This window comes from Micromonospora sp. NPDC048170, from assembly GCF_040652795.1.
Taxonomy (GTDB): domain Bacteria; phylum Actinomycetota; class Actinomycetes; order Mycobacteriales; family Micromonosporaceae; genus Micromonospora.
Genome location: NZ_JBEZMR010000002.1, coordinates 281198 through 302970, shown reverse-complemented (window position 1 = coordinate 302970; position 21773 = coordinate 281198). Strand labels below are relative to the sequence as shown.

The 21773-nt window shown below is 73.9% G+C and carries 22 protein-coding genes; 11 read left to right on the top strand and 11 right to left on the bottom strand.

Features of this window, described 5'->3' with window-relative positions; translation table 11 throughout:
• Positions 1-2: 2 nt before the first annotated feature.
• Positions 3-905 (bottom strand): sulfurtransferase, encoded by a 903-nt coding sequence (locus AB0D32_RS04945; protein ID WP_357085032.1) that lies wholly within the window; start codon positions 903-905, stop codon positions 3-5.
• 113 nt (positions 906-1018) lie between these two features.
• Here AB0D32_RS04945 and AB0D32_RS04940 point away from each other — a divergent pair, with 113 nt between their 5' ends.
• Positions 1019-1546 carry a SigE family RNA polymerase sigma factor gene (locus AB0D32_RS04940; RefSeq protein ID WP_357085030.1) on the top strand — a complete coding sequence of 176 codons (528 nt, stop codon included), beginning with the start codon at positions 1019-1021 and terminating at the stop codon, positions 1544-1546.
• Entirely contained in the window at positions 1539-2801 is a 1263-nt protein-coding gene (locus tag AB0D32_RS04935; protein WP_357085028.1) for a hypothetical protein, read from the top strand. Before AB0D32_RS04940 ends, AB0D32_RS04935 begins: the two co-directional genes overlap by 8 nt.
• 109 nt (positions 2802-2910) lie before the next feature.
• Here AB0D32_RS04935 and AB0D32_RS04930 read toward each other — a convergent pair whose 3' ends face one another.
• Both AB0D32_RS04930 and AB0D32_RS04925 read right to left on the bottom strand, forming a co-directional pair.
• Positions 2911-3357: a hypothetical protein gene (locus AB0D32_RS04930; protein ID WP_357085026.1), complete on the bottom strand. Its 447-nt coding sequence runs from the start codon at positions 3355-3357 to the stop codon at positions 2911-2913.
• A 3-nt stretch (positions 3358-3360) separates the two neighbouring features.
• Positions 3361-4128, bottom strand: a complete 768-nt coding sequence (locus tag AB0D32_RS04925; protein ID WP_357085024.1) for an SGNH/GDSL hydrolase family protein — start codon at positions 4126-4128, stop codon at positions 3361-3363.
• A gap of 425 nt (positions 4129-4553) precedes the next feature.
• Between AB0D32_RS04925 and AB0D32_RS04920 the strand changes: the two genes are divergently transcribed.
• The 6 genes from AB0D32_RS04920 (at position 4554) to AB0D32_RS04895 (ending at position 8956) form a co-directional block, all read left to right on the top strand.
• Positions 4554-4925: a hypothetical protein gene (locus tag AB0D32_RS04920; protein ID WP_357085022.1), complete on the top strand. Its 372-nt coding sequence runs from the start codon at positions 4554-4556 to the stop codon at positions 4923-4925.
• Positions 4922-5419 carry a roadblock/LC7 domain-containing protein gene (locus AB0D32_RS04915; protein ID WP_357085020.1) on the top strand — a complete coding sequence of 166 codons (498 nt, stop codon included), beginning with the start codon at positions 4922-4924 and terminating at the stop codon, positions 5417-5419. The genes AB0D32_RS04920 and AB0D32_RS04915 overlap by 4 nt, the downstream gene beginning before the upstream one ends.
• A 127-nt stretch (positions 5420-5546) precedes the next feature.
• Complete coding sequence (locus AB0D32_RS04910; protein WP_357085018.1) at positions 5547-7289, top strand: proline--tRNA ligase; 1743 nt, start codon at positions 5547-5549, stop codon at positions 7287-7289.
• A gap of 82 nt (positions 7290-7371) precedes the next feature.
• Positions 7372-7797, top strand: a complete 426-nt coding sequence (locus AB0D32_RS04905) for a CBS domain-containing protein (RefSeq protein WP_357085016.1) — start codon at positions 7372-7374, stop codon at positions 7795-7797.
• Between the two features lie 74 nt (positions 7798-7871).
• The gene (locus tag AB0D32_RS04900; protein WP_357085013.1) at positions 7872-8300 is read left to right on the top strand and encodes a SufE family protein; all 429 of its coding nucleotides are present in this window, start codon (positions 7872-7874) and stop codon (positions 8298-8300) included.
• A 20-nt stretch (positions 8301-8320) separates the two neighbouring features.
• Positions 8321-8956 carry a DsbA family oxidoreductase gene (locus tag AB0D32_RS04895; protein WP_357085011.1) on the top strand — a complete coding sequence of 212 codons (636 nt, stop codon included), beginning with the start codon at positions 8321-8323 and terminating at the stop codon, positions 8954-8956.
• A gap of 72 nt (positions 8957-9028) precedes the next feature.
• Here the strand turns inward: AB0D32_RS04895 and AB0D32_RS04890 are convergent, their stop codons facing one another.
• The 5 genes from AB0D32_RS04890 to AB0D32_RS04870 form a co-directional block, all read right to left on the bottom strand.
• Positions 9029-9577 carry a YbaK/EbsC family protein gene (locus tag AB0D32_RS04890; RefSeq protein WP_357085667.1) on the bottom strand — a complete coding sequence of 183 codons (549 nt, stop codon included), beginning with the start codon at positions 9575-9577 and terminating at the stop codon, positions 9029-9031.
• Positions 9578-9736: 159 nt separating this feature from the next.
• Complete coding sequence (locus AB0D32_RS04885; protein WP_357085008.1) at positions 9737-9931, bottom strand: hypothetical protein; 195 nt, start codon at positions 9929-9931, stop codon at positions 9737-9739.
• Between the two features lie 37 nt (positions 9932-9968).
• Positions 9969-10754, bottom strand: a complete 786-nt coding sequence (locus AB0D32_RS04880; protein WP_357085005.1) for an NAD(P)H-binding protein — start codon at positions 10752-10754, stop codon at positions 9969-9971.
• 91 nt (positions 10755-10845) lie between these two features.
• Positions 10846-11487 (bottom strand): GAP family protein, encoded by a 642-nt coding sequence (locus AB0D32_RS04875; protein ID WP_357085002.1) that lies wholly within the window; start codon positions 11485-11487, stop codon positions 10846-10848.
• Between the two features lie 117 nt (positions 11488-11604).
• On the bottom strand, positions 11605-12999 hold the full coding sequence (locus AB0D32_RS04870; protein WP_357084999.1) for an MFS transporter: 1395 nt from the start codon (positions 12997-12999) through the stop codon (positions 11605-11607).
• A gap of 383 nt (positions 13000-13382) precedes the next feature.
• Here AB0D32_RS04870 and AB0D32_RS04865 point away from each other — a divergent pair, with 383 nt between their 5' ends.
• On the top strand, positions 13383-17834 hold the full coding sequence (locus AB0D32_RS04865) for an HAD-IC family P-type ATPase (RefSeq protein ID WP_357084996.1): 4452 nt from the start codon (positions 13383-13385) through the stop codon (positions 17832-17834).
• A 245-nt stretch (positions 17835-18079) separates the two neighbouring features.
• Here AB0D32_RS04865 and AB0D32_RS04860 read toward each other — a convergent pair whose 3' ends face one another.
• Positions 18080-19066 carry an L-threonylcarbamoyladenylate synthase gene (locus tag AB0D32_RS04860; RefSeq protein ID WP_357084993.1) on the bottom strand — a complete coding sequence of 329 codons (987 nt, stop codon included), beginning with the start codon at positions 19064-19066 and terminating at the stop codon, positions 18080-18082.
• A gap of 94 nt (positions 19067-19160) precedes the next feature.
• Here AB0D32_RS04860 and AB0D32_RS04855 point away from each other — a divergent pair, with 94 nt between their 5' ends.
• Both AB0D32_RS04855 and AB0D32_RS04850 read left to right on the top strand, forming a co-directional pair.
• Complete coding sequence (locus AB0D32_RS04855; RefSeq protein WP_357084991.1) at positions 19161-19916, top strand: HAD family hydrolase; 756 nt, start codon at positions 19161-19163, stop codon at positions 19914-19916.
• A 177-nt stretch (positions 19917-20093) separates the two neighbouring features.
• Complete coding sequence (locus AB0D32_RS04850) at positions 20094-20819, top strand: hypothetical protein (protein ID WP_357084987.1); 726 nt, start codon at positions 20094-20096, stop codon at positions 20817-20819.
• A 246-nt stretch (positions 20820-21065) separates the two neighbouring features.
• On the opposite strand, the gene AB0D32_RS04845 is transcribed toward AB0D32_RS04850, so the two are convergent.
• Both AB0D32_RS04845 and AB0D32_RS04840 read right to left on the bottom strand, forming a co-directional pair.
• Positions 21066-21521 carry an ArsI/CadI family heavy metal resistance metalloenzyme gene (locus AB0D32_RS04845; RefSeq protein WP_357084984.1) on the bottom strand — a complete coding sequence of 152 codons (456 nt, stop codon included), beginning with the start codon at positions 21519-21521 and terminating at the stop codon, positions 21066-21068.
• A gap of 22 nt (positions 21522-21543) precedes the next feature.
• Positions 21544-21696, bottom strand: coding sequence for a hypothetical protein (locus AB0D32_RS04840; RefSeq protein WP_357084981.1), 153 nt, complete (start codon positions 21694-21696; stop codon positions 21544-21546).
• Positions 21697-21773 lie beyond the last annotated feature (77 nt).

The window sequence follows — 21773 nt, the reverse complement described above, 5'->3', positions numbered from 1 at the left end:
GGTCAACCGTTCAGGCCGCCGGGCTGGTCGCCCTGCACCACGGGGGCCCGGACCAGGTTGCCCCACTCGGTCCACGAGCCGTCGTAGTTGCGCACCTGCGGGTAGCCCAGCAGGTGCCGCAGCACGAACCAGGTGTGGCTCGACCGCTCGCCGATCCGGCAGTAGGCCACGATGTCGTCGTCCGGGCTGAGCCCGAGCTGGTCGGCGTAGATCGCGCGCAGCTCGTCCGCCCGCTTGAACGTGCCGTCGTCGTTGGCGGCGGACTTCCACGGCTTGCTGACCGCGCCCGGAATGTGCCCGCCGCGCAGCGCGCCCTCCTGCGGGTAGTCCGGCATGTGCAGCATCTCGCCGGTGTACTCGCCCGGCGACCGGACGTCGACCAACGGCCTGCCCGCCGCCACGTGCGCCATCACCTGCTCGCGGTACGCCCGGACCGGCGCGTCGTTGCGCACCGGCACCGGATACTCGGCGCGGGGCCGGGCCGGCCTGTCCCGGGTCAGCTCGCGGCCCTCGGCGACCCACTTCTGCCGCCCGCCGTCGAGCAGCCGCACGTCCGGGTGGCCGAAGAGGGAGAACACCCACAGGGCGTACGCGGCCCACCAGTTGAAGTTGTCACCGTAGAAGACGACGGTGTCGCCCCGGCCGATGCCCTTGGCGGCACACAGCTCGGCGAAGCTCCGGGCGTCGAGGTAGTCCCGGGTCACCTGGTCGTTCAGCTCGGTGTGCCAGTCCACCTTCACGGCGCCCGGAATGTGACCGGTGTCGTAGAGCAGCACGTCCTCGTCGCACTCGACCACGACGAGGCCCTCGTCGCCCAGGTGCGCGGCCAGCCACTCGGTGGTGACCAGTCGGCCCGGGTCCGCGTACGACTGGAGTCGGGGATCGGGATCGCTCGGCACAGGCATGATCCCCAAGGTACGCCCGATCGCGGGCCCGCGGCGGTCATCGGAAATCGGCGCAGCGGATGGGACGCGTCGCGCGTGACAGTGGGTGAGACCACCGACCACCGAGGATCGCCATGACCGTACGGCACCGAACCGGGTCACCCCGGGCCGCCGTGTCGCCCGTGGATTTCACGGACTTCTACCAGGCGCACTTCCACCGGCTTGCGGTGCAGCTCTACGCGTACCTGGGTGACCATGCCGAGGCACAGGACCTGACCCAGGAGGCGTTCTGCCGGGTGCTGGAACGCTGGGACCGGATCAGCGCGTACGACGATCCCTCCGCGTGGGTCCGTCGGGTCGCCTGGAACCTGGCCACCAGCCGCCTGCGCCGGGTCCGCACCGCCGTCCGGCACCTGGCCCGCCAGCGGGAGGAACACGTGCCCGGCCCGGAACCGGACCGGGTGGCGCTGAGCCGGGCACTGGCTTCCCTGCCCGCGAGTCAGCGCCGAGCCATCGTGCTGCGGCACCTGGCGCACCTGAGCGTCGCGGAGATCGCCGACCAGATGGGCGCTCCCGAGGGCACCGTCCGCTCCTGGTTGTCCCGGGGCCGGGCGACGCTGGCCACCCTCTTCACCGAACGGCAGGAGTCCCACGATGCGTGAGACCGCCCTGGACGAGATCTTCGCCGAGTTCGAGGCGAACACCCTGACCAGCTTCCGGCCACCGGGCGTACCGGCGGCGGAACGCCAGGTACGCGACCGTCGGCGACGCCGCCGGCGGCTGGTGGCGGGTGTGGGCGCGCTCCTCCTGGCCGGCCCGGCTGGGGCGTTCGTCGCCGCCGGCCGGGGCGCGGATCCCGGCCCGCCAGCCCCGACGCCCGTCCCCTCCGTGTCGCCGACACCCACCGGGCAGCTCCCGGAACGGAGAGTCGTCCTGCCCGGCGCGCCCGGCGAGCTGACCGAACTGCGATTCGTCGATGCCCGGCACGGCTGGGCGCTCTTCGACACCTGCGACCCAGGCGGTCCGGGCGATCCGGACGCGACCGGCTGCCGGCGGACCGTCGGGCGGACCACCGACGGCGGGGCGACCTGGCAGCCGACGGCCAGGCTCGCCGACACGAAGGGGTTGGCGCGCCTGCTGCCGGTCGACGACCGGACGCTCACGGTGGCGGTCGGCGACGGGTACCTCGTCACCACGGATGGGGGCGCTGCCTGGTCCCGCCACTCGTTCGGCGCCCCGCCGCCGGCCACGCAGGCGAGCACCGCCACCCGGAGCGGGTTCGTCGTCCGCTGCCCGGGCAGACGCGGCCTGGAAGGCAGGCCGTGTCCCCGACGGGAGCTGTCACGGATCGGCTCCGGTCACGTCCGGCCGCAACCCCCGGTGCCCCTCGGCCAGGAATCCGACCACAGGCTCGTCGAGGGCGGCGACGGGCGGCTCTGGCTGGCCGTACGCGACGGAGACCGGCTCACCGTCCTGGTCAGCGCCGACGGGGCAGCGAGCTGGCGGAAGCTGCCGGCCGTGGCGGGGGCCGGACGGCTCCTGGTCTCCCCGGACGGTGCCGACGCCTGGCTGGTGAGCGTCCGGGAGGACGGATTCGACGTGACGGCGACGAAGCAGGTGTGGCGGCTGGTCGGGAGCAGGTGGGAGCAGCGACCGGGCCTGCCCGACAACGTCAGTGACGTCGCCGCCGCGAACGGCGGGATCCTCACCGTCACCGGCGCCTACGGCAGCGTCGGCTTCTGGGCCGACGGACGCTACGTCGACGTGCCCGAGCTGCGCGCCGCGCTGCGGTACGACACCGACGCCACCCTGTCGGTCGAGGTGCTGCGGGACGACACGGTCGTCGTGAGCACCGGATCCGCCCAGATCACCGGCGTCGGTCCCGGCATCACACGCACGTGGACCCGGATCACCTGACGGCGCAGCGTCGACGGATTCTCCCGACGACGCGGATTCGTCGACGGATTGGTCCGACGAGGCGGGGTTCGACGGCGGATTCGCCCGAACGGCACGGACGGGCGCGAAGTCAGGCTCGGCGGTGGGTGATCCGGCCGGCGACCACGGTCACCAGGCAGGCGCCGTCGGCGTCGTGGACGGCCAGGTCCGCGCGCCCGCCGGGAACCAGCGTCGGCGGTACGGCGGCCGGCAGCACCAGCAGATCGCTGCGGTCCACGGCCGCCCGCAGCGCCGGATCGGTCACGTGGCCGGCCAGCACGGCGGTCACCCCGAGTCGCAGCAGCGCGTGCACCCGCTCGCGGGGCGTGTCGGCGGCCGGCAGCGGCCCGTCGTGCACCAGCCCCGGCCCGAGCGTGCCCGGCCAGCGGCGGATCCGGGCTCCGGCGTACGCCCCGGTCAGCTCGGCCAGCGGGCCCACCGCGATGATCCGGTCGGCCCCGACCGCGACGGCGGCCCCGGCGGTGACGGGGGTGTCGGGCGCGGTCCGCAGCAGCGGCGCGGTGTGCAGGGTGAGCATGTCTCAGTCGACGACCGGGCCGAGCAGCGGGCGCTTGGCGGTGACCGTGTCGCCGGAGGACCGGCCGGTGAGCCGGCGCTTGATCCACGGCGCCAGGTGCTGCCCGGCCCACCGCAGGTCGGCGGCACGGGCGGCCAGCCAGGGCGTCGGCGCGGGGTGCTCCGGCACCATCAGCCACTCCTCGTCGCAGCCGACGCCCAGCGCGGTCAGCACCTGCGCGGCGACCCGCCGGTGCCCGGCTTCGGAGAGGTGCAGCCGGTCGGTGCTCCAGAGCATCGGGTTGAGGTACGTGTCGTCGGCGTACAGGTCGACCAGGATCGCGCCGTGCCGCTCGGCGGTCTCGCCGACGGCCCGGTTGAGCAGTTGCGCCCGGGGCGCGACGAGCCGCTGGCCGGGCAGCCGGGCCATCACGTTGGCGAACCGGAAGAGGACCACGTCGGCACCCCCGGAACGCAGCTTCCGCACCACGTCGTCGAAGCGGGTGACCATCGCGTCCGGGTCGAAGCTGCGGCGGAGCACGTCGTTGCCGCCGGCGGCGAAGCTGATCAGGTCGGGCTTCATGGCGAGCGCGGCGGGCACCTGCTCGGCCACCACGCCCGGGAAGAGCCGGCCACGGATGGCCAGGTTCGCGTACCGGAAGTCGGGGCCGGCCTCGGCGGCCAGCCGGGTTGCCACCATGTCCGCCCAGCCCCGATAGCTGCCGTCCGGGTAGGCGTCGTCCATGCCCTCGGTGAAGCTGTCCCCCACCGCCACGAAACTGCGCCAGAGCACCTGATCATCCCTCCGCCGTGCGGTAGGAAGGGCACCTTGCCAACGCTTCCGGTAGAGGAAGGGTCCCTTCCCGACGCGGGACAGTCTTCACCAGGAGGCCCGGCGGCGGGGGCCGTCGACGGGCAAACGTGGCGGACGTCATCGTGGACGGTGCAAGCGTGGCGGGATGCGTCGTCCTCGCCCCGCTCGGGGCGGAAGCAGTCCAGGGACACCGTCTGCCATCCGTCGGAGCGTCCCACTTGCGGGACTGCCCGGCCAGCCCGCCCGGTCCGGTCAGTTGGATGGCGGCGTCACCAGGTGCGCCGCGGCCCCCGGTGTGCGAGCCTCGTCCAAACCTTTTTCACGAGGTCACGCCACTCGTCACCACCGGGTGACCCTCTGTAGGGCAGAGGATGGCGCCGCCCGTAAGTCCCGGGGAGAACACCGTGCCGAACCTTGATGTGGCACTGAAGCATGCGATGAGCATCGACGGCGCCATCGGCGCCGCACTCGTCGACTACAACAGCGGCATGACGCTCGGCGTGGCCGGAGGCACCGGGGAGATCGACCTGACCGTCGCCGCCGCCGGCAACACCGACGTCGTCCGCGCCAAGCTGCGCACCATCGAGATGCTCAACCTGAACGACGAGATCGAGGACATCCTCATCACGCTCGGCACCCAGTACCACCTGATCCGCCCGGTGACCAGCCGCACCGGCAAGGGGCTGTTCCTCTACCTGATGGTGAGCAAGAGCCGCGCCAACCTGGCGATGGCGCGGCACCAGCTGCGCACCATCGAGGAGAGCCTGGAGTTGTGAGCGGGATCCACGACACCGACACGCCCCTTCCCCGCCGCACCGCACGCGACACGGCCACCCTGCCGCCACCTCGCCGGTTGCCTCCGTCGCTGGCCGGGAACACGTCGCTGCCGTACCCGGCGATCGGGCGGGAGCTGGCGGAGCTGCGCCTGCACATCCCCGGCGTACACGGCTGCGTCCTCGGCGGCGTGGACGGCCTGCTCATCACACACAACCTGCAGACCGACGTCGACCCGAACGACCTGGCGGCGCTCGCCGCCACCACGTACGGGGTGGGCCGGCAGGTCGGGCTCCGGCTGGGGCAGGGCGACTTCCAGCAGTCCACGGTCCGCAACGCCGACGGCTACCTGAGCGTCTACGCGGTCAGCCAGCAGGCGCTGCTCGCCGTGGTCGGCGAGGACAGCATCAACGTGGCCCGGCTGCACCTGCACGCCCCGGCAGCGGCCGGACGGCTCGCCGTCCTGCTGGACCAGGGCACGGAGGCCACCGGCTGAGACGGCGGGCGGAACGCGCCGGCCGGGCCGGGCGCCGCCCCGGTCGCGCCACCCGGCCCGCAATCCGCCTGACCGTCGTACCCGAAATGGATCGTCGCCCCACCATCGGCCGCCGTACGCTGCGCCAATGCTGCTACGCATGTCGACCCTGCTGCTGCGGACCCTGCGCGAGGACCCGGCCGACGCGGAGGTGCCGAGCCACCGGCTCCTGCTGCGGGCCGGCTACATCCGTCGCGCCGCACCGGGCGGCTACACCTGGCTGCCGCTGGGCAAGCTGGTGCTGGACCGGGTCACCGAGGTGGTCCGGCAGGAGATGACGGCGATCGGCGACCAGGAGGTGCACTTCCCGGCGCTGCTGCCGGCCGAGCCCTACCGGACCAGCGGCCGGTGGACGGAGTACGGCGACGACATCTTCACCCTCGCCGACCGGCGGGGCGCGGAGCACCTGCTCGCGCCCACCCACGAGGAACTTGCCGCGCTGCTGGTGAAGGACCTGTTCACCTCGTACCGGGACTTCCCGGTGACGCTCTTCCAGATCCAGACGAAGTTCCGGGACGAGGCGCGGCCCCGGGCCGGTCTGCTGCGCGGGCGCGAGTTCCTGATGAAGGACGCCTACTCGTTCGATCTCGACGAGGCGGGGCTCGCGGCGACGTACGAGCGGCACCGGGGCGCGTACCGGCGGATCTTCGACCGGCTCGGGCTGGAGCACACGATCGTGCACGCGACGTCCGGGGCGATGGGCGGTTCGGCGTCGGAGGAGTTCCTGGCGGCGACGCCCGTCGGCGAGGACACGTTCGTCGGCTGCACCGGATGCGACTACGCGGCCAACACGGAGGCGGTGACCACGCCCGCCCCGCCGGCCGGCGACCCCGAAGCGCAGCCGGCGGCCGAGGTGCACGACACCCCCGAGACCCCGACCATCGCCAGCCTGGTCGCGCTGGCCAACGCCCGACGCCTGGGCGGGCGGGACGACTGGACCGCCGCCGACACCCTGAAGAACGTGGTGCTCGCCCTGCGCCGTCCCGGCGTGGAGGAGACCGAACTGCTGGTGGTCGGGCTGCCCGGCGACCGCGAGGTCGACCTGAAGCGACTCGGCGCCGCGGTCGCCCCCGCCACCGTGGGCGTCTTCGACGGCTGGGACGCCCACCCCGAGCTGGTCCGGGGCTACATCGGCCCGCAGGTCATGGCGAAGCTCGACATCCGCTACCTGGTCGACCCTCGGGTGGTGCCGGGCAGCGCGTGGCTGACCGGCGCGAACGAGGCGGGCCGGCACGCGACGGGGGTGGTCTGCGGCCGGGACTTCGTGCCGGACGGCACGATCGAGGCGGCCGAGGTGCGCCCCGGCGACCCCTGCCCGGCCTGCGGCACCGGCGAGCTGACCATGCGGCGCGGCATCGAGATCGGGCACATCTTCCAGCTCGGTCGCCGCTACACCGACGCCTTCGCCGTCGACGTGCCCGGCCCCGCCGGCAAGCCGGTCCGGCCGACCATGGGCTGCTACGGGATCGGCGTCTCCCGCGCGGTCGCCGCCATCGCCGAACAGCACCACGACGAGCGGGGACTGGTCTGGCCGACGGCGGTCGCGCCGTGCGACGTACACCTGGTGGCTGCCGGGAAGGGGCCGCAGCTGGAGGCGGCGCTGGAGCTCGGCGGGCAACTCGCCGCCGCCGGCCTGCGGGTGCTCGTCGACGACCGGACGCACGTCTCCGCCGGGGTGAAGTTCACCGACGCCGAGCTGGTCGGCATCCCGCGCGCCGTCGTGGTCGGCCGCCGTCTCGCCGACGGGTACGTGGAACTGCGCGACCGGGCGTCCGGAGAGCGCGTCGAACTGCCGGTCGACAAACTGGCGGACCGGCTCGCCGAACGGTAGACCGGGAACGCGGGGACGTGGTGTAGCGAATGTGTCACGGGGTACCGCAGTCCGATCGACTGAATGCGTTCTGGAGGCTCTCATGACCGGTTACCGGGTCAGCGACGTGATGACGAAGCAGGTCATCTACCTGCCCGCCGAGACCACCCTGGACGAGGCGGCCAGGGTGATGAAGGAGGCGGACATCGGCGACGTGGTGGTCACCGACGGCGCCACCCTCGCCGGCATGCTCACCGACCGGGACATCGTCGTACGGGCGGTGGCCGAGCGCAGCGACCCGGCCACCACCACGATCGGTTCGATCATCACCCGCGAGGTGGTGATGATCGAGCAGCACTCGACCGCGGCCGAGGCGGCGGCCCTGATGCGGGAGCGGGGCATCCGGCGGGTGCTGGTCTGCGACAGCGACCGCAAGCTGGTCGGCATCGTCTCCCTCGGCGACCTCGCCATGCAGCTCGACCCCAGCTCCGCGCTGAGCGACATCAGCGAACAGGCACCAACCGTCTGAGGTGTGAGGAAGGGACCCTTCCCAACGCCTGCGGTAGAGGAAGGGTCCCTTCCTCACGGCGGTAGCCTCGGGGCATGTCATCCATGCCGGCCAGGCTTTCCGAGATCGTCGACGAGTTCGCCGCCGCGCCCCGCGACGTGGTGCTGGAGATGATGCTGGAGTACGCCGACGTCATCCCGCCGCTGCCCGCCGGCTCCGCCGACCGGGAGGGCATGGAGCAGGTGCCGGAGTGCCAGACCGCATTCTTCCTGCGCGCCCGGGTGACCCCGGAGAAGACGGTGGAGACCCTCTTCGACTGCCCGCCGGAGGCGCCCACCACGCGCGCGTTCGCCGGCATCCTCGCCGAAGGGCTGGCCGGGGCGAGCGCGGACGAGGTGCTCGCCGTGCCCGACGACCTCTACCAGAGGATGGGGCTGGCCCAGGCGATCAGCCCGCTGCGGGTGCGTGGCGGCACGGCCATCCTGGCCCGGCTCAAGCGGCAGGTCCGGGAACAGATCGGCTGACCGGAGGGTTGTCACCCGGCATGGAGATCGAGATCTACGCCGACGTCGTGTGCCCCTGGTGCTACATCGGCAAGCGTCGGCTGGAACAGGCCCTGGAGTCGTACGACGGCGAGGTGACCGTCCGCTACCGGCCGTTCCAGCTCGACCCGTCGCCGGTGGCGGAGCCGCGTCCGCTGGTCGACGCGATGGCGGCGAAGTTCGGCGGGCCGGACCAGGTGCGGCAGATGTTCGGGCACGTGACGGAGGTGGCCTCGGCCGCCGGCCTCACGCTCGACTTCGACCGCGCGGTCGCCGCCAACACCTTCGACGCGCACCGCCTGGTCTCGTGGGCCACGGACCGGGGCCGGGCCGCCGAGGTGGTCGACGCGCTCTACCGCGCCCACTTCACCGACGGTGTCGACGTGGGCTCCCGCGCCGCGCTCGCCACGCTCGCCGCCGAGGTGGGCCTGGACGCGGCCGAGGCACGCCGCTTCCTCGACTCCGACGAGCGGGTGACGGAACTCGCCGACGAGTTGGCCACCGCCCGGCAGATCGGGGTGACCAGCGTGCCGACCTTCGTGCTCGCCGGCAAGTACGCGGTCACCGGCGCCCAGGAGCCGGAGACGCTGCTCGCCGCCCTGGCCGAGGTGGACCGCCGCGAGGCCGACGCCGACTGAGCCGCCGATCGGCCGCCGGAAATCGATCGACGTGATGTTTCACGTGCAACGGTATCGACACCCATGACGGGGTCAGGCCGGCTTGGCCAGCCCTTCCACCACGCGCGCGCCGGGCAGCGCGCCGAGCGCCGGCCCGGGCAGCGCGATCTTGCTGTGCCGTACGCCCGAACCGATGATCACGTGCGGCGTGGCGATCACCCGCGCGTCGACCAGGATCGGCCACTGCTCCGGCAGGCCGATCGGGGTGATGCCGCCGTACTCCATGCCGGTCAGCTCCACCGCGTCGGCCGTCGGCGCGAAACTCGCCTTACGGACGTCGAGCGCCCGACGGGCCACCCCGTTGACGTCGACGCGCGTCGTGGCGAGCACGACGCAGGCCGCGTAGCGGACGATCCCCTCACGCTTGCCGGCCACCACGACGCAGTTGGCCGACTCGTCCAGCCCCACCTCGTACGCGGCACAGAAGGCGGCGGTGTCGGCCAGTTCGGCGTCGATCGGCGCCACCAGCACGTCGTCGACGTGCACCGGTGCGTCGGCGGGCCACTGCCCGATGGCGGCGGCGACCGGCGGGGCGAGCAGGTCGAGCCGGCTGCGGGCGGGTTCAGTCTTCAGCGTCCCCATCACGACTGCGATCCTCGCACCCGCCCCACCCGCGCCGACCGCCGGAACACCACGCGTCCCGAGGACCGGATCCCCCGTCCGTCTGCCTGCCCGTCCAGCCGTCGGGCCAGGGCCGGAAGCCGGTGGACGGGGCCGGTCGTCGGGCGCACGGCGAGCCGGTCAGTTGCCGGTGAGGAAACCGTTCTCGCGGAGCAGCGTGCGGTCCCGGGCGGCGGCCAGTTCCTCCGCCCGTTCGGCCTGGACCCGGCGCGTTTCCATTTCCTCCAGGGCGTGGCGGACGGCGAGCCGGATCACGCCGTAGAGGAAGACGAATCCGGCGACGTAAAGGATGACGGTGGCGACCATGGCGAACATGGCGTCACGTTAGGCCGGACGTGAACGCGCAGACCGTTCATCTTGCGCCGGTTCCCCCGTACGTGTCGGCGAGGTAATCGGCCCAGGTCCGGGCACCTGTCGGGGTCGCCCCGGTGACCAGAGCGCCCGACCGCAGGGCACGGCCGAGCTGCCCGGGTATCCGGACCGGGAGCAGCGGACGGCGGGACCGTCGGGCGGCCGTCCACGCGCGCACCGCCTCGTCGAAGCGGAGCACCTCCGGGCCGCCGTACTCCTCGATGCCGCGCAGCGGACCGGCGGTGAGCCGCCGGGCGAGGCGGTCCGCGACCTCGACGGGGTCGACCGGCTGGGCGAGCACCGCCGGGTCGCCGATCACCGGGCCGAGCCGGCTCACCCCGCGCAGCATTCCGTCGAGGAACTCCGGGAACTGGGTCGCCCGCAGCATCGTCCACGGCACAGTCCCGGCCGCCACGACCTGCTCGGCGGCGAGCTTGTGCCGGTAGTAGGGGATCGGCACCCGGTCCACCCCGACGATCGAGACGTAGACCAGGTGCCGTACGCCAGCCTGGCCGGCGGCGACGACCAGCCGGCGGGTGCCGAGCACGTCGACCCGGTGGGTCTCCCGCCCCCGGTTGGGTGACGAGGCCAGGTGCAGGACGGCGTCCACGCCGGCCACCGCCTCGGCCAGCCCCTCCCCGGTGGCCAGGTCGACCACCACCCAGCGCGCCGACGAGCCGGTACGCGCCCGCCGGCTCGACGCCCGGACGTCCCAGCCCTCGGCGGTCAGCCGGGGCGACACCACCCGACCGAGCCGACCGCCCGCACCGGTGACCAGCACCCGCATGGTTTCCTCCCTCTCCGGCCGTCGCACGCCCACCGCCCGACAGTGGTGGTGACGGTGTCGGGCCTCCGGACGTGACCGACTGTGCGGCGGGTCACCGGAGCAGGTCGGCCGCCGTGATCAGCACGAAGAACCCGATGACGATCTCGCTCACCACCCAGGAGTGCTGCTGGGCCCAGTCCCGCATCCGGGGCAGCACCGCCTCGGCGCGGTGGCCGAGCAGCAGCAACGCCTGCAGCGGCAGGCCCAGCAACGCCAGGGTGAGCAGAATGAACGGCAGCAGGTGCCACCAGGCCAGGTCGTGCCGGCCGGCGCTCGCCCCGACGGTGAGCATCGTGAGGTCGTCCGTCGGCATGGTCAGGAAGAGCAGCACGCCGAGCCGCAGCGCATGCCCCGGGCTGGCATGTTGGAGGCCGCTCATCCACTTCGGCGTGCCGGTGGTGTGCCGACGCAGGAAGACGACCACCGCCAGGACGACCAGCAGCGCCAGCACCACCACGTCGATCCAGTGTCCGACCGTTCGGTGTCCACCCGAGCCGGCCGTGACGTTGATGTTCACGACCCGGGTGAGCAACCAGCTCGCCGTCACCCCGCCCGACACCACGAGCCCCGCCCCGGCCAGGTAGCCCAGCGACGCGGCACGCGGCCGATCGGCCGTGGCGAGGAAGACCGCCGCGACCAGCTGCGTCCCGGCGACCATCACCACAGCCATCGGCAGGATAGTCAGGAAGTTCATCTCCGCCCATCCTCCCGGGCGTACGGTCCGGGCCGGGCCTGATCGGCACATCTCCCGGAGACCGGGGATCGGGGGCGTCGACGGGTCCGGGGCCGGCAACTGACCGGCGAAGGACGGTCAGCCGGCGCGGATCCCGGACCCGCCGGGCACCACCCGGCCCGCCAGCACGACGCCCACCAGGGCCAGCCCGCAGGCCACCACGAGCGTGCCGGCATAGCTGGCCGGTCCCGGGGCCGTACCGGCGGCGAGGACCGCGCCGGTGAGCGCCAGCACGGTCGCCGCGAAGAGCGAGTCGCACAGTTGCAGTGAGGAGCTGTTGCGGCCCTGCTCGCCGGGGGCGGACAGCTCCAGCGTGAGCACCGACAACGAGGGATAGAGCAGCCCCATGCCGAGACCCGCGCCGGCCCAGCCGAGCACGCCGACCCAGACCGGCACCGCCGGCGCGACGGCGAGCGTCACCACGGCCGTACCGGCAACGATGCAGGTCAGGCCCGCCCTCGGCAGGGTGGCCCGGGAACGCGGCGCCGGCATCCGCCCCTGCATCCAGGAGCCCGCCGACCAGGCGAGCGCGCCGGTGGACAGGACCAGACCGGCGGCGGTCGGCGACAGCCCGCGCTCCCGGGAGAGCATCAGCGGGATCACCACCTCCGCGCCGACGAACGCGGCCGAGGCGAGACCGCGCAGCGCGACCACCGTGGGCAGGCCCCGGCCGGCGCGCAGAAACCCGGCCGGCAGCAGCCGGGGCGCGCAGACCAGCAGCCCGACCAGCGCCAGGGCCACCAGCCCGACGGCGGCCGCGCCGCGCTGCTGCCCCCCGATGTGCAACAGTGCGGCGCTCACCCCCGCCCCGCAGGCCCAGGCGATCCGGGCCGCCGCGCCTACCGGCAGCCTGGTCGCCGTGCTCCCGCCGACCGTACGGAGGCCGGGGTGGATCAGCAGCACCGCCGGGACCGCCACCGCCGGCACCGCCAGGAAGACCCACCGCCAGCCGAGGTGCTCCACGATCAGGCCGGCCAGCGCAGGCCCGACCAGCGACGGTACGACCCACGCGGCGGCGAACGCCGCGAAGATCCGCCGGTGCAGTGCCTCCGGATACGCCTGCCCGACGATCACGTAGAGCGCCACCGAGAGCAGGCCGGAGCCGAAGCCCTGCACGATCCGGCCGGCGACCAGGGCGCCCATGGTCGTGGCGCTGCCGGCGAGCAGCAGCCCCAGCACGAACCAGACGAGCCCGTGCCACATCGGCGCCCGGGGACCCCGCGAGTCGCACCATATGCCGGAGACGACCATGGCGAGCACGCCGGCAGCGAACGTGCCCCCGAAGGCGATCCCGTAGAGGGCCAGCCCGTCGAGGCTGCGGGCGACGGTCGGCATGGCGGTGCCCACCGCCAGCGCCTCGAAGGCGAGCAGCGAGATGAGCGCGATGCTGCCCACCGTCATCGCCCGCAGCCGGGGCGCGAGGAGCCCGGCCCCGCCGGTGGCGGGCGCGGCGGGCGCCGCCGTGTCGGTCACCTCCGACCTGCCGGCCGAGGCCGCCTCAGCGGTGGGCGGCCGAGGCGGGCCCGTGGGTCCGACAGGCCCGCTTCGGCGCAGAGCAGTTCGATCAGCATCCGGTCAGCCTCCGACCTCAACCCGGGTTGAGGTCAAGCGGACCGGGTTCTCTCCGGCCTGCGGGTGAAGGAGACACCGGCGTTCCACCGGCACGACCGGCCATGCCGCCGCAGCGGCAGAACGCCCAGCCACCGCGCGGGACAAACTTCCGCCTCCCCGAGGGCATAACGGACGATCCGCCGGGAAGCCAGGCCGCCGGAGCGGAACGTGGGAGGCGCGATGGCGTACGGCAGGAACAGTGGCAGCGGGGGGCCTGGCCGGCGCCTGTCCGGTCGTACGCCTCGATGACCTCGCTGGGCCGTGCCGCCGGCCGGCTCCTTCCGCCGATCGCCGTGCCGCACGTCGTCAGCGAGGCGTCCCGGAGCGTCACCGCCGCCGCGACCCGGGTGGCCCGGGTGGCCGGGCTGAGCCGGCGTCGGGTCTGGTCCCGCCACGGCCGGCACCACATCGAGGTGATCGGGGTCTGCCAGGACGGCGGCGACGTCCTCGCGCGTGAGGTCGAGGACGCGCTGGAGCGGATGCCCGGGGTGCAGTGGGCCCGGGTCAACGCCCCGTCCGGCCGGGTCGTCGTCGCCGTCGGTACGCCGGAGCCGGCCCTGCGGGACCTCATCGCGACCGTCGCCCGCACCGAACGCGCCTGCCCGCACGAGCCGGACCCGGAAATCCCGCCGCCGCACCCGCCCGAGGAGGGGCCGCGTACGCCCCGCACGCTCGGCGCGCTGGCCTCCGACGCCCTCGGCCTGACCATCTCCGCCGCCACCCGGATCCTGCCGTTCACACCGGTGCCCGGGGAGGTCGCCGGGCTGCTCGTCGCGGTCGACCTGCACCCGAAACTGCACGCGCTGGCGGACCGGGGGCTGCGCGCCGACCCCCGCGCCGATCTGCTGTTTCCGCTCGCCGAGGCGGTCGTGCTGGGCCTGACGGGCAGCTGGGCCGGGCTCGTGCTCGACGGCGCGCAGCGGGTGGTGCAGTGGGGCGAGGCACGGGCCCAGGCCCGCGCGTGGGCACAGGCGGAACATCGGCTGACCGGGCATCCGGATCGGGCCGCAGCCCAGGCGCCGAAGGTCGAGCGCCCCCGGCCGAAGCCGGACGGCCCCGCCGAGAAGTACATCAGCCGGATGCTCACCGCGGGCGCCGCCGCGGTGGCCACGATGCCGGTCGTCGGGCCGAAACGGGCCGCCGCGCTGGGCCTCTCCACGCTGCCCAAGGCTCCTGGCAGCGGACGCGAAGGGTACGCCGCGCAGCTCGGTCTGATCCTCGCCCGGCGCGGGGTGATCGCGATGGACCGCGGCGTGCTGCGCGAACTGGACCGGATCGACACCCTGGTACTGGACGCCGACGTGCTCGGCTCCGACCGGGGTGTGCTGGCGGACCTGGCGCCGTTGGCCGGGGCGGACACCGGGCAGGTGGCGGGGCGCGCGTTCGCGCTCTTCGACCCTGCCGCGCCGGGGGAACTGCGGCACGCCGACGGGTGGCGGCTCGGGCCGCTGGACGCGCTGGACGTCGAGAATCCGGGCGACACCGCGGACAGCCGGCGGCTGCGCGACGCGGGCGGCCTCATGCTCGGCCTGTCCGACGGCGACAACCTCGCCGCCGTACTGCGGGTCGAGCCGGAGCCGGCGCAGGGCCTCGACGCCCTGCCGACCGCCGCCCGGCAGGCAGGCCTGCGGCTCGTCGTGGCCGGCGACGACGAGCGGCGGTACGGCTTCGCCGACGCCCACCTGCCCGGCCGCGACCGGCTGACCGATTCGGTGCGGGCGCTGCAACGCGACGGGGCGGTCGTGATGGTGGTCTCCGCCGACAGCGCCGCGCTCGCTGTCGCCGACTGCGGCCTCGGGCTCTCCGCCCCCGAGGACCTGCCGCCGTGGGGCGCGCACCTGCTGGTCGGCGCCGACCTGCCCGTGGTGGCGCTGGTGATCGAGGCGACCGGGGTGGCCCGCCGGATGACCCGGCAGAACATCGGCCTGGCCATGGCCGGCACCGGCCTCGGCGCGCTGGGGGCGCTCACCGCGGCGCCCGCCCAGTTGCCCGGCCGGGCCGTCGCGGCCGTGAACGGGGCAGCCGCGCTGGCCTTCGCCCACGGCGTCGTACGGGCCCGCCGGCTGCCCGACCGGGCGGCCTCCCCAGCGCCGGCCATCACCGCCTGGCACCTGATGCCGTCCCCGGCCGTGCTGGAGCAGCTCGGCAGCGGCCCCGACGGGCTCGCCACCGGGGAGGCCGAGCGCCGTCGGGGTCGCGACGCAACCGGGCGGCCCGCAGGGCCGACGGGCCTGCTCCGCGCCTTCGTCGACGAGCTGGCCAACCCGCTCACCCCCGTCCTCGCCGCCGGGGCGGTGCTCTCCGCCGCCTTCGGCTCGCCCGTCGACGCGGCCCTGGTCGGAGGCGTGGTCGGCGGGTCGGCGCTGCTCGGGGCGGTGCACCAGCACAACACCGAGCGTTCGCTGGCCGAGCTGCTGTCCCGCTCGGCGGTGACCGCCCGGGTACGCCGGGACGGCACGGAGAAGGTGCTGCCGGCCGAGGAACTGGTGCCCGGGGACGTCATCGTCCTCGAATCGGGGGACGCCGTCCCGGCCGACTGCCGGGTGCTGGAGTCGGCCGGCCTGGAGACCGACGAGTCCTCGCTCACCGGCGAGTCGCTGCCGGTCGGCAAGACCGACCAGCCGGTCGTCGCCGCCGCCGTCGCCGACCGGCGGTCGATGCTCTACGAGGGCACCACCGTCGCCGCCGGCCGGGGAAGGGCGGTGGTGGTCGCGACCGGCGCCGACACCGAGGCCGGACGGAGCCTGGCGATGGCCCGGCAGTCCCCACCGTCGAGCGGCGTGGAGGCACGGCTGGGCGGGCTGACCCGCGCGGCGATCCCGCTGGCCGCAGGCTCGGCGGTGGCGGTGGCCGGCGCGGGGCTGCTGCGGGGCGTACCGCTGGCGGAGACGGCCGCGACCGCCGCGAACCTGGCCGTCGCGTCCGTGCCGGAAGGGTTGCCGTTCCTGGTCAGCGCCGCGCAACTGGCCGCCGCGCGGCGGCTGGCGGAGCACGGCGCGCTGGTCCGCAACCCCCGCACCATCGAGGCGCTCGGCCGGGTGGACGTGCTCTGCTTCGACAAGACCGGCACCCTCACGGAGGGGGAGCTGATGCTTGCCGGGGTCGGCGACGACGGCCGGTACGCACCGGCCGACCGGCTCGACGACGATCTGCCGCTCATCCTCGCCGTCGCGCTGCGCGCCACCCCGGCCGCCGCCGGTCCACGCGACCTGGCTCAGCAGACCGACCGCGCGGTCCGGGCCGGTGCGCAGGCGGCCGGGGTGACCGAGCAGGCCGGCGCGGACGGGTGGGAGCCGGTCGGTGGGCTGCCGTTCGAACCGTCCCGCGGCTACCACGCCACCGTCGGCCGCACCGGGGACCGGCTGCTGCTCAGCGTGAAGGGGGCACCGGAGTCGGTGCTGCCCCGGTGCTCCGGCTGGCGGACGCCGGGGGGACGCGACGAGCCGCTCGACGGCGAGGGGCGCGACGGGCTGCACGCCATGCTCGCCGACCGGGCGAGGGCGGGGCACCGGATCCTCGCCGTGGCCGAGTGTCGGGTCTCCTCGCCCGACGTCGCCGACGAGCAGGTGCGCGGCCTGACCTTCGTCGGCTTCCTGGCCCTCGCCGACGGGGTACGCGAGAGCGCCGCGCCCGCCGTACGCCGGATCCGTCAGGCCGGCGTGCACACCATCATGATCACCGGTGACCATCCGGCGACCGCCGAGGCCATCGCGGCCACCATCAGCGACCACGAGGACCAGCGGGTGGTCACCGCGACGGAACTCGACCAGCTCGACGACGACGCCCTCGCCGCGCGGCTCGCCGCCACCGACGTGGTGGCCCGGTGCACGCCCGCGCACAAGGTACGGATCATCCAGGCGTTGCAGAAGTGCGGTCGTACGGTGGCGATGACCGGCGACGGCGCCAACGACGCCCCGGCGATCCGGCTGGCCGACGTGGGCATCGCCCTCGGCCGGCGGGGCACCCCGGCGGCCCGGGCGGCGGCCGACCTGGTGGTCACCGACGACCGGCTGGAGACCATCATCGCCACCCTCGTCGAGGGCCGGGCGATGTGGTCCTCGGTACGCCACGCGCTCAGCATCCTGGTCGGCGGGAACCTCGGCGAGATCGCGTTCAGCGTGCTGACCGCCGCCGCGACCGGCCGTTCGGCGCTCACCGGCCGGCAACTGCTCCTGGTCAACCTGCTCACCGACCTGGCGCCCGCGTTGGCGATCGCGGTCCGGCCACCCGGCGCCGACCACGCCGACGGCCTGCTCCGGGAGGGCCCCGACACCTCGCTCGGCGAGACGATGACCCGGGAGATCGGCCTGCGCGCCGCCACCACCACGCTGGGCGCCACCACGGGCTGGACGTTGGCCCGCTACACCGGGCGACGCCGGCGGGCCGGCACCGTCGCGTTGGTCTCGTTGGTCGGCACCCAGCTCGGGCAGACGGTGCTGGCGGGTGGCACCAGCCCCGCCGTACTGGCCTCCACCGCCGCTTCGGTCGGGGTGCTGGCGGTGGTCGTCCAGACGCCGGGGGTCAGCCAGTTCTTCGGCTGCACGCCACTCGGCCCGGTCGGCTGGACCATCGCGACGGGCTCAGCGCTCGGCGCCACCTTCGCGAACGGCGCGCTCACCCGCCTCGTGGAGCGCCTGCCGCAGGCCGGGTTCCCGTCGCCGTACCGGCCGGGTGCCGACGGGTCGGCGCGCCCCTGACCGCCACCCGTCACTGGACATGGCGTCCTGTCCCACCGCGCGCCAACCACTTCGCTGTCGTCCGTCAAGGGGGCGCGTCGGCTCTGCCCTGTCGATGCTGTCGAGCTGCCCGCACAGATGGGGCACCTCGGCCTCGCCGCCGGCGTGATCGGCTGCTCGTCCCTACGCCGCACTTGCCGGTCGCATGGATGGGGCAGCTCGACAGCGCCCCGGCCAGGCTGCCTCCGGCCCTCTTCCGGCCCGTCTCACCCCGCCGGGTGCCAGGTGGCGGCGGCGCGGCGCAGGCGGTCGTTGATCGCCCGGCCGACGCCGACCTCGGGGACCGGCTCGACCAGGATCTCGCCGATCCCGGTGCCGTCCAGCTCGTGCAGCGCGTCGAACAGCCGGGCGGCGGCCTCGGTCAGGTCACCGCTGGCGGAGAGCACCTCCACGGCGGCCCAGTCGCCCGCCGGCCGGTCCCGGAAGGCCAGGAAGCCGCGCCGGATCCCGTCGGCCGCCGGCGGTTCGCCGCCGGAAACCAACCGCAGCGGCGTACGCGGGGCGTAGTGCGCCGCCAGCGTGCCGGGCGCGACCGGCTGCCCCGAACTGCCCGGGCGTACGGTCACCGGGCCGGCGGCCTCCTCCAACGCCTCGACCGGCAGCGCGCCGAGGCGCAACACCACGGGCTGGCCGCCCCGGGCGTCCACGATGGTCGACTCGATCCCGCACCGCGTCGGCCCGCCGTCGAGCACCACGTCCACCGCGGCACCCAGGCCCCGCACCACGTGCTCGGCCCGGGTCGGGCTGAGCTGGCCGAACCGGTTCGCGCTCGGCGCCGCCACCGGCACCCCGGCCTCGGCGATCAACGCCCGCGCGTACGCGTTGTCCGGCACCCGGACCGCCATCGTCGCCAGCCCGGACGTGACGATCGGCGGGATCGCCGCCGGCCGGTCCACGATCAGCGTCAGCGGCCCGGGCCAGAAGCGCTCGGCCAACGCCGCCACCGCCGCCGGCACCGCCCCCACCAGCTTCTCCAGCTCGACCGCGTCCGCGAGGTGCGTGATCAGCGGGTCGAAGCTGGGCCGCGCCTTCGCCTCGAAGATGCGGGCGGCGGCCCGGGCGTCCAACGCGTTCGCGCCGAGCCCGTAGACGGTCTCGGTGGGAAAGGCCACCAACCCGCCGGTACGCAGGACGGAGGCCGCCTCGGCGATGCCGCTGTCGGCCGGGAGCACGCGTGGGGATCCGGTGGTCACGAACCGACGCTAACGTGCCCGTGGTGGCAGCCTGCGGCCGACCGCCACGGTCGGCTCCTCCTCTTCCGTTCCCCGGTACGGAAGGATGGCGGGCATGCTTCGTACCCCTCGGGCCCTCCTGCTGGACTTCGGCGGCGTCCTGGCGGACGCGCCGCCGCAACCACCGGCCGCCCCGGGCCTGGTGCGGCGACTGACCGAGCTGGTCGGCGGAACCGTGCCGGCTGAGCAGATCGTCCGGGACCTGAGCGAGGGAGCGCGGGCGTACGCCCTGTGGCGCGACGACGTGTGCAGGGCCGAAGACCCCGTCGAGCTGCCGCACAACCAGGTGTGGGCCGACTTCGTGACCCGTGCCTGGCCGCAGGAGGCCCGCGACGCCGTCGAGCGGGAGGCGACGTCGCTGGCGTACGCCTGGACCTGGCGGGAGGAGTGGGCCGTGCGGCCCGGCATCCCCGAGGCGTTGCGCCACGCTGCCGACGCCGGCCTGCCGATGGCGGTGGTCAGCAACACGCTCTGCGGCGCCGCCCACCGGGACTTCCTCGCGGCGGCGGGGCTGTCCGGGCTGTTCGCGGCGGAGTTCTACAGCGACGAGGCCGGGCCCCGGAAGCCGAACCCGGAGCTGGCACGGCTCGCCGCCGACGCCATCGCGGTGCCGCTCGACGACTGTTGGTTCGTCGGCGACACCGTGCACCGCGACATCGTCTGCGCCCGCCGCGCCGGCACCGGAGCCGCGATCCTGATGCGGTCGCCCCGCACCGACCGGGAAGCGGCACTGCCCGGAGTCGAACCGGACGCGCGGATCGAGGACGGCCACGGGCTCCTCGGGCTGCTGCGCGAACACGCCCGCCCGTAAAACCGCCGCCGCCCCTGGTGGTGCCAGCTTCGGCGGCAGCCGCCACCGGTCGACGATCGCCTCGGCGTCATGAACGTACGGTCGGGCGGCGGCACGCGCTCCGGGTGGCTCCCTGCGCGTCGGGCCGAGTCGCAGCTCTGAAACTTCTGCTTATCACGGCCGTCCGGCCTGCGGGGGATGACCTCGAATAAGCCGCTACGCACAGGTCGTCCGTGGTTACCTGACGACGGGTCGCGCCCCACTTCAACGAATATTCACGGAGATTCCACGCTTGGGGTGATTTTGTTGGCACTACGGACATTGGCCCGTGTCGGGGCAGCTACCATCCTGGCCGCCGCGATCGGCCTCGGATCGGCCGCACCGGCCTGGGCCGCCACCACCATCAGCATCGATCCAGCGGACGTAGGCACAACAGCGGCTGCGTTCGGCACCCAGAAATGCGATCCGAATCTCGGCGGCGGGCCCTTCCAGGGCGAGGACGTCTGGGTCTTCGCCCTGCCGTCTCCCAAGCAACAGGGCACCTTCACCTCACTGACCATCGAGTTCGCCACGGAGGGCGGCCCCGTCACGGAGACCATCACGACCGCATCCGCCGACGACCGGGCGATCGTCGGCGACAAGGCGTGGATCAGGACGCCTGCCGGCCTGTCCCCGACCGGGGAACTGGTGAATCCGTTCGCCCTCACCAACGCGACGGCGATGATCACAGGCACCGACGGCACCTTCGACCTGGCGCAGACCTGCCCGGCGACAGGCGGGACAGCCCGCCCGAGCCTGCCCGTGACCGGCGCGGGAATCTCCGGCCCGGCGCTCGGCGGACTCGCCGCGATGGGTGGCAGCCTCATCGCGGCCGGCCTCGTACTCCTGCTTCTCATGCGGGGGCGTCGCCGCTTCGAGTCCTGACTGATCTTGAGACGGACCTGACCTGCGAAATCGGAACCAGGGCATGGCCCTCGACGCGACGTCGAGGGCCATGCCTCCGTCTCATCCGCCGACGTGACCCGGCTCTGCTTCTGGAGTCAGGGCCAGGCAGGGGCACCGGGCACGGTTAGCCCTGCTTCTGCCGCCATCCCGCCCGCCGCCTGACTCCCACTCCATGCGGAAGCCAGGCGTTGCGGGCGGGTTGGTCTGCATCTCGTCGCTGCGCCGTCAGCAGCAGTTCGCGGCACCCGTCACGGTTGGTTCCTTCGCGGCGTCCGGGGTGCAGCAGGCATCCGCGGCGACCTTTTCCAGTTGGCTGGAGTCGGCCTTGACGGTGTAGACCTCCCAGGGCTCGTTGCCGGGGCCGCGTACCCAGACCTTGTCCTGGAGGGCGTAGCAGCATTCGGTGCTGTTCTCTTCGAGGGTGATCAGGCCGGAGTCGGTGAGGCGCTTGGTGGCGGCGTTGACCTCGTCGGTGCTGAACACCTCGACGCCCAGGTGGTCCATGACGGTGGGCTGGTCGGCCTCGCCTTCGAGGAGCACGAGCTTCAGGGGTGGGTTCTCGATGGCGAAGTTGGCGTAGCCGGGGCGGCGCTTGGCCGGCTCGGCGTCGAACAGCTTCGAGTAGAAGGCGATGGAGCCTTCGAGGTCGGATACACGCAGGGCGAGCTGGACGCGGGACATGGTTCGTTCCCTCCTGACGGATTTAGCGGATGTGGTAGCTGGTGAGAGCGGTGGTGCGGGTGCGCTCGTAGCGGGCGCCGGCGTGGCAATCCGCGGTGCAGACCTGCCCGCACGACTCGCAGAGCATCACGTCTCGGACGTGGGTGTTGCGACGACGGGAGAACAGCTTGAGCATCACTTCACCCCTGCCTAGATGTTTTTCGAAGCAGCACCTACGTTGCCCCCTGTTTCGAGGTCTGTCAAGCTAGAGTT